7 protein-coding genes are annotated in these 7,282 nt (G+C 69.8%); 6 read left to right on the top strand and 1 reads right to left on the bottom strand.

Annotation, left to right across the window (positions count from 1 at the left end; all coding sequences use genetic code 11):
• The 4 genes from tagH to AC1DW3_RS25400 all read left to right on the top strand — a co-directional run.
• The coding region (gene tagH / locus AC1DW3_RS25415; protein ID WP_477936119.1) for a type VI secretion system-associated FHA domain protein TagH at positions 1–1,402 on the top strand (1,402 nt) is incomplete at its 5' end.
• Positions 1,403–1,413: 11 nt separating this feature from the next.
• The gene (locus AC1DW3_RS25410; protein WP_477936117.1) at positions 1,414–2,163 is read left to right on the top strand and encodes a PP2C family protein-serine/threonine phosphatase; all 750 of its coding nucleotides are present in this window, start codon (positions 1,414–1,416) and stop codon (positions 2,161–2,163) included.
• Positions 2,164–2,174: 11 nt separating this feature from the next.
• Positions 2,175–2,582, top strand: coding sequence for a DUF4280 domain-containing protein (locus AC1DW3_RS25405; protein ID WP_477936115.1), 408 nt, complete (start codon positions 2,175–2,177; stop codon positions 2,580–2,582).
• Positions 2,583–2,661: 79 nt separating this feature from the next.
• Positions 2,662–3,555, top strand: coding sequence for a hypothetical protein (locus AC1DW3_RS25400; RefSeq protein WP_477936113.1), 894 nt, complete (start codon positions 2,662–2,664; stop codon positions 3,553–3,555).
• 278 nt (positions 3,556–3,833) lie between these two features.
• On the opposite strand, the gene AC1DW3_RS25395 is transcribed toward AC1DW3_RS25400, so the two are convergent.
• Positions 3,834–4,337: an OmpA family protein gene (locus AC1DW3_RS25395; RefSeq protein WP_477936111.1), complete on the bottom strand. Its 504-nt coding sequence runs from the start codon at positions 4,335–4,337 to the stop codon at positions 3,834–3,836.
• A gap of 238 nt (positions 4,338–4,575) precedes the next feature.
• On the opposite strand from AC1DW3_RS25395, the gene tssK reads away from it, so the two are divergent.
• Entirely contained in the window at positions 4,576–5,913 is a 1,338-nt protein-coding gene (gene tssK, locus AC1DW3_RS25390; protein WP_477936109.1) for a type VI secretion system baseplate subunit TssK, read from the top strand.
• Between the two features lie 22 nt (positions 5,914–5,935).
• Positions 5,936–7,282, top strand: a complete 1,347-nt coding sequence (locus AC1DW3_RS25385; protein ID WP_477936107.1) for a DotU family type VI secretion system protein — start codon at positions 5,936–5,938, stop codon at positions 7,280–7,282.

Below are 7,282 nucleotides of genomic sequence, written 5' to 3'. Positions count from 1 at the left end.
GCTGGGCCTGTTCGGCGGCACGGTGTCCAAGCAGCCCGTCCCGCAGGCCCGGCCGGCACCGGCCTTCGCGCCACCGCCGCCCGCGGCGCCCGCAGCCATGGGCGGCATTCCCGCCGATTGGGACCCGTTCGCCGCCGCGCCACCGGCCAGGCAGGCCCAGGCCGCCCCATCTTCAGCCGGTGCACGCGCCCTCGGCCTGGACCTGGGCGCGGGCGCGCCGACACCGCTGATTCCCGACCTGCCCGCCAGTGGTGGCCGCGGCGGCGCGGCCGGCGATTCGCTGGACGCCCTCTTCGGCCTCGGCGCCCCGACGCCCGCCAGCAACAACCCGCTGGCCCAGTCCCTGCTCGGCGAGGCCGTGGCCCAGCCCAATATGGCCGGCCATGCCGACCCCTTGAAGGCCCTGGGCATGCTGCCCGCAGCAGCGGGCCAGGCCTTGCCGGACACGTCCTCGGAGCTGAACCGGCCCTTCATCCCGCCGAATGCGCCGGCCCCTTCTTCCTCGTCCGCGACGACGACGGGGCAGCGCCCCCGCCCGCCTGCTGCTTCCATGGCGGCCCTGAACGCCCTCGACCCCTCCGGCACGCTGTCAGGGGCCGTCGTGTCCTGGAACGACAGCGCCGGCGAAGGCCGCACCATCATCCGCGCCGGCAAGAAGGCCGAGGCGCCGGAGCAGGTCACCATCGCGCCGCCGATGACGACGATCGCGGCTACGCCGGCACCGCTGATGCCGCCGCCACCGCCCCCGGTGGCGTCGCATGCGCCGGCGGCACCGGTCGCCAGCGCGGCTCCCGCCGTGCCGGCCGACCAGGCCGCCCTGCTGGCCGCCTTCCGCGAGGGCCTGGGCATTCCGACCCTACCGGCCAGCGGCCTGACGCCGGAGTTCATGCGCCTGCTGGGCCAGCTCGTGCACGAGTCGGCCCGCGGCACGGTGGACCTGCTGGTCGCCCGCGCCGCACTGAAGCGCGAGGTGCGTGCCGAGTCGACCATGATCGTCGCCAAGGAAAACAACCCGCTGAAGTTCTCGCCGACGGCCGAGGTCGCCCTGGGCCATCTGCTGGGCCCGTCGGTGCGCGGCTTCATCCCGCCGCAGCAGGCCATGCGCGATGCCTTCGACGACCTGCGCGCCCACCAGCTCGCCTTCCTGGCCGGCATGCGCGCGGCCCTTGAAGGCCTGCTGCAGCGCTTCGACCCGGCCTCGCTGGAGTCGCGGCTGACGCAGAAGTCGGTGCTGTCCAGCCTGCTGCCAGCGGCGCGCAAGGCCCAGCTCTGGTCGGTGTTCCAGCAGGAGTACCAGCAGATCGCCGGCGAACTGTCGGACGACTTCCACCAGGTCTTCGGGCGCGAGTTCCTGCGCGCCTACGAAGCGCAGCTCGACGCGCTTCAAAACGAATCACGATAGAGAGGGCACTCGTGCAGATCGAGCTCGCATTGATGTCCGAACAGGGCGGCCGCGACTACAACGAGGACGCCTGCGGCCATTGGCATTCCGAGCGCTACCTCTGCTGCGTGCTGGCCGATGGCGCCGGTGGCCATGGCGGCGGCGACATCGCGTCCAAGCTCGCCGTCAGCCATGTGCTGCAGGGCTATGCCGGCCTGCCCGCCCACCACCCGCAGGCGCTGGAAGCCCTGCTCATCGACACCAACCGCGAGCTGCTCGCCCAGCGCGCCGCCAACCCGCAGCTGCGCAATATGCATTCCACGGTGGTCGTGCTGTCCATCGACCTGCAGGAGCGCAATGCGCTGTGGGGGCACTGCGGCGATTCGCGCTTCTACGCCTTTCGCGACGGCCGCCTGGCCCAGCGCACGCGCGACCACAGCCTGGTGCAGTCCCTCATCGACGGTGGCCTGCTCGACGAGGCCGGCGCCCGCGTCCACCCCAAGCGCAGCGAGCTCTATTCGGCCCTCGGCACCCAGGGCGAAGACCTGCACATCAGCGTGTCGCCCCAGCCCTGGCCGCTGGTCGGCCGCGAGGCGCTGATGATGTGCACCGACGGCCTGTGGGAATGGATGACCGACGAGKAAATCGCCTCGGCCCTGTCCTTCGCGCCGGACCCTCAGGCCTGGCTGAACGACCTCGCCCAACGCGTGCGACTGGCCGCGGCCGACAAGCCCAACCACGATAACTACACCGCCCTGGCCCTCTGGCTCGGGGCTGATTGAGGAGAAGCGTCATGCCTCAACATGTCTGCAAGGGTGCGCAGCTGATGTGCACCTTCGGCTCCAAGCCCAGCGCGCTGGAAGTGCTGCCGCTGAACAAGATGCAGACCAGCAGCCAGCCGGCGGCCAACATCATGGACAACAAGCCCATGGTGAACATCCAGCCCTTCGGCCCGTGCAAGAGCATGGCCAACCCGGCGGTCGCCTCCGCCACCGCCGCCGCCACGGCCGCGGCCCAGGGCGTGTTCACGCTGACGCCCATGCCCTGCGTGCCGGTCTTCCCCGCGCCCTGGGTGCCGGGCGCGCCGACGGTCATGCTGGCCAATATGCCGGTGCTGAACAACACCTCCAAGCTGATGTGCGCCTATGCCGGCGTCGTCAGCATCGTGTCGCCGGGGCAGGTGACCGAGATGGTGCCCTGAGCGCAGGCGTCGGGAACCGCCCCGCACTGTCGGTCACTCAGCGTCGGTCCAATTCCACCCATCGTTGAGGAGACTTTGAATGGCCGACCTGTCCATGCCCTACCCGCCCGAACTCACCAAGGCCCTGTGGGACCGCAACAAGGGCGTACTGGCCAAGCTCTTCGTCGGCAAGACCGACGTCGGCGCCGCGCTGGCGGCGGTGGAGCTGGAGTTCAAGCGCGGTGGCTATTCCGCCATCAAGCCGCACGACGGCGTGTTCGACCCGGTGGACTTCGCCGAATACAAGAAGGGCCTGCTCAGCGGCCTGACCAAGGCCGAGGCGGCCGTCAACAACAAGCTCGGCGCGCTCAAGATCATCGCCACCGCAGCGCACAGCGACTTCGCCAAGAGCAAGACGGTCCCGAAATCGGCCACCACCTACGTCAAGGGCATCCTGGACGCCATCACCGCCTTCAAGGTCGCCCTCGCGGCATTCCCTGACGACGTCAGCAAGGCGCTGGACAAGGACTTCCGCGAGCGCCTGCACAAGACCAAGGAATACGTCGCGACGATGGCCACGGCCAAGGCGGCGGCCGACCTCGCGGTCAAGATCATCAATATGGTCAAGACGGCCGAGGCCAATCCGACGGTGGCCAATGTGAACAAGGTCTTCGGCGCCGACGGCCCGCACCGCATGCTGACGACCAGCTTCAAGACCTGGGACCAGTTCGTGAAGGCCCAGTTCCCCAAGCTGGCCGCCAAGTTCTATGCGGGCAGCGCCATGTCGGACTACTTCACGCTGCCCCATCTGTCGGACATCGGCAATGAGACCAACAAGGCCGCGTCAGCCAAGCTGGAGGCCAAGGTCAAGGGCGGCGCCGACGAGAAGAAGGTCGTGACCCAGTTCCTGCTGGAATACAGCAAGTCGGTGCTGGAGGCGCAGAAGATGCTCAAGCACTTCGTCGAGATCGGCAAGGTGCTCGGCGGGGTTTAGCCCCTCGTCCGGTCTCGCCGCGCTGGACGCGGGCGCGCCCGACCGGTCCCCCGAGGGGACGGCGATGCATGCGGCGTCGAGCCGCATACACATCGCCACAGCGGGCCGGCTCGGTGAACTGGAGTCGGACACAAGCAGTCCCTGCGGACTGCTTGTGCCTACGGAAGGCCATGGGCCTCTGGCCCATGGCAGGCCCAGCGCTCGGCCCGAAACGCGATTTCCAGCCAGCCAGCACAAAAGCCGCCCTCGGGCGGTTTTGCTGCTTGCTCGCAGTCGGCTTACTTGCGCCCGATCTCCACGCGGCGGTTTTCGTCCGCCTTGGGCTTGGACGGGTTCTTGGGCTCGCTGGCGCCCACACCCTCGATGACCAGCAGCGCCGGGTCGGCCCCCTTGGCGACGAGGTAGTTGCGCACCGACTCGGYGCGCTTGATGGACAGGGCCTGGTTGGCCTGCGGGGTGCCGGAGGCATCGGCGTGGCCGATGACGCGCACCTTGCGCTCGCTGTTCTTCTTGGTCTTGAGCACGTCGGCGAAGACGTCCAGCTGCTTCTTCAGCGTGGCGGGCAACTCGGCCGAGCCGACCTTGAAGGAGGTCGCCGGCAGCGAATACTTGATCGCGGGCTTGAAGCCCATGCACTTGAAGCCCGAAGCCTCCAGTTCCTTGCACTTGTCGTCAGGGAACAGGCCTTCGTTGATGGCATCGGCCGTGGGCACGGTCTTGCCAAGGTCCACGGCCTCGGCGGCCGATGCCGCTGGAGGCGGAATCTCGGGCGTCTGGGCCAACGCGGACACACTCAGGGTGAGACCGCACAAGGAAAGAACCAAGAGGGGGCGAAACTTCTTCATGACGGGCACTCGGTCGGCTGGCGGGATTGAGCCGCAGATTGTGTGACCGCCAGCGCCGATTGGTTCCCGATGGAGCGGGGAACCAAGCGTCGCCGCCAGTCACTCAGTGCCTGATCGCAGGCCGCCGTGGCTGCTTACCGTTGTTTTCTCTTGCTCCCTTGAGGCGATCCCATCCATGACCTGGCGTGACCGAGTGATCTGGACGGAGGGCATGTTCCTCCAGCCGCAGCACTTCCAGCAGCACGACCGCCACTGGGAGCACCAGTGGCGCCAGCGCCTGCAACAGGCCGTGGCCTATGCCTGGGGCTTCGCGGCCCTGAGCCTGGACGATGCCTCCCTGCCCCTGGGCAAGGTCGGCCTCGCCGCCGCCCAGGGCCTGCTGCCCGACGGCACGGCTTTTTCCGCCCCGGGGGGTGACGCCGCGCCCGCGGCCCTGGACATCCCCGCCGACGCCCGCAACGAGATCGTCGTGCTGGCCGTCACCCTGCAACGCCCCGGCGTCGTCGAGACCGACGCCGAAGGTGCCGCCGGCGCCATGGGGCCGCGCTTCATGGCCGCCGAGGTCAATGTCGGCGACAGCAATTCCCAGCTCGACCGCGACGCCGCCCTGCAGATCGGCCGCCTGAACCTGCGCCTGATGCTGCAGCGCGACGCCGGCGAGGGCTATGCGACGCTGGGCGTGGCCCGCGTCGTCGAGCGCCGCGCCGACAACCGCGTCGTGCTCGACCCCAGCTATGTACCGCCCCTGCTGCATGCGCCGGCCCACCCGGTGCTGGACGGCTATGTGCGCGAACTCTGCGGCCTGCTGAACCAGCGCGGCGAGGCCCTGGCCGCCCGCCTGGCCGCCCCCGGCCGCGGCGGCGTCGGCGAGATTTCCGATTTCCTGCTGCTGGAAGCCGTCAACCGCAGCCAGGCCCTGTTCAGCCACCTGCGCGCGGTGTCGGTGCTGCACCCGGAGCGGCTGTACAGCGAATGCCTGACGGTGGCCGGCGACCTCGCCACCTTCCGCGACAGCCGCCGCCCCGCGGCCTATGCCGACTATGTGCACGACGACCTGGCCGCCACGTTCAGGCCCGTCATCGACGACCTGCGCCAGTCGCTGTCCATGGTGATGGAGCAGACCGCCATCCCCATCGAGCTGCAGGACCGTGCCTACGGCGTGCGCGTCGCCCTCATCCCCGACGTCGGCCTGCAGCGCACGGCCACCTTCGTGCTGGCGGTGTCGGCGCAACTGCCCGGCGACGCCCTGCGCGCCCGCTTCCCCACCCAGGTCAAGATCGGCCCGGTCGAGCGCATCCGCGACCTCGTCAACCTGCAGCTGCCCGGCGTCACGCTGCGCCCGCTGCCGGTCGCGCCGCGCCAGATTCCCTACCACGCCGGCCACAACTACTTCGAGCTGGAGACGCGCGGCAACGAGCTGTGGAAGCAGCTCGAAAGCTCGGGCGGCCTGGCCATGCACATCGCCGGCGAGTTCCCCGGCCTTGAGCTGGAGTTCTGGGCCATTCGTGCCTGACATCTTCTGATCGGCCCGCCCCATGAGCGATCCCAACAACGACGACCCCTTTGCCGCCTTCGGGCAGGACCGCACCGTCATCAAGCCGAGCGCGGGCCGGCCTGTCACTGGCCTGCACCAGCCCCAGGCCCCGGCACGGCCTGCCGCCGGCCAAGCGCCCGCCGGCGTTCCCGCCGGCCCGGCCGGCCGCGAGGCACCGATGGCCCTCGAAGCCCTCACCTCGGCCAGCATGAACCCGCTGGTGGCGGCCGCCATGCCGCTGCTGTCGGCTGCGCCCCGCGTGCGCCACAGCGCCCAGCACCCCAACCCCGCCGGGCTGAAGGACGCCCTGTCCGAAGGCATCCGCGCCTTCGAGGCCAAGGCCCGTGCCGAGGGCCTGCCCAACGAGCAGGTCATCGCCGGCCGCTACATCCTGTGCACCCTGCTCGATGAATCCGCCGCCAGCACGCCCTGGGGCGGCTCGGGCGCCTGGGCGGCGCAGAGCCTGCTCGTGCAGTTCCACAACGAATCCTGGGGTGGCGAGAAGGTCTTCGCGCTGATGGCCAAGCTGGCCGAGAACGTGCCGGCCAACCGCAACCTGCTGGAGCTGCTCTACGTCTGCCTGGCCTTCGGCTTCGAGGGCCGCTACCGCGTCGTCGACAACGGCCGCGCCCAGCTCGACGGCGTGCGCGCGCGCCTGGCGCAGATGCTGCGTCAAGGCAGCAACCCCGACCCGGCGCTGTCACCGCGCTGGCAGGGCGCCGAACCCGGCGAGGGCGGCCTGCGCCAGAAGCTGCCGCTGTGGGTGATCTGGGCCGCCATGGCCCTGCTGCTGATGCTGGTCTACATCGGCCTGCGCTTCAGCATCAATGGCGCCTCGGACGCCGTCTTCGCGTCGCTGCGCGGCTTCGACGTGAAGACTGCTGCCGTCGCCGCGCCGACACCGCCGCCCGCCGCGCCCCGCCTGGCCGGGCTGCTGGATCTCGACGTCAAGGCCGGCCTGGTGCAGGTCAATGACCTGGCCGACCGCTCCATCGTCATCATCAAGGGCGACGGCCTGTTCAACCCCGGCAGCGCCGAGGTGTCGTCGGAACTGCGGCCGCTGGTGCTGCGCATTGGCGAGGCGCTGCAGCGCATGAAGGGCCAGGTGCAGATCACCGGCCACACCGACAACCAGCCCATCCGTTCGCTGCGCTTCCCGTCCAACTGGCATCTGTCGCAGGCCCGCGCCGAGGCCTTCCGCAACCTGCTGGCCGAGCGAGTCGAGATCGGCCGATTGCGCGCCGAAGGCAAGGCCGACGCGGAAGCCGTGGCCGACAACGCCACCCCCGCCGGTCGTGCCAAGAACCGCCGAGTCGAAGTTACGCTGATGGTGCAGGACGGCCGCTGA

The sequence above is a fragment of the Roseateles sp. P2_H4 genome, from assembly GCF_056403315.1.
Note: the sequence above shows the minus strand (reverse complement) of the source record. Positions and strands in the feature narration are given on the sequence as shown.

Coding starts and splice junctions, on each gene's coding strand:
- AC1DW3_RS25385 (WP_477936107.1), top strand. CDS start 5,936: ATGAGCGATCCCAACAACGACGACCCCTTTGCCGCCTTCGGGCAGGAC.
- AC1DW3_RS25400 (WP_477936113.1), top strand. CDS start 2,662: ATGGCCGACCTGTCCATGCCCTACCCGCCCGAACTCACCAAGGCCCTG.
- AC1DW3_RS25405 (WP_477936115.1), top strand. CDS start 2,175: ATGCCTCAACATGTCTGCAAGGGTGCGCAGCTGATGTGCACCTTCGGC.
- tssK (WP_477936109.1), top strand. CDS start 4,576: ATGACCTGGCGTGACCGAGTGATCTGGACGGAGGGCATGTTCCTCCAG.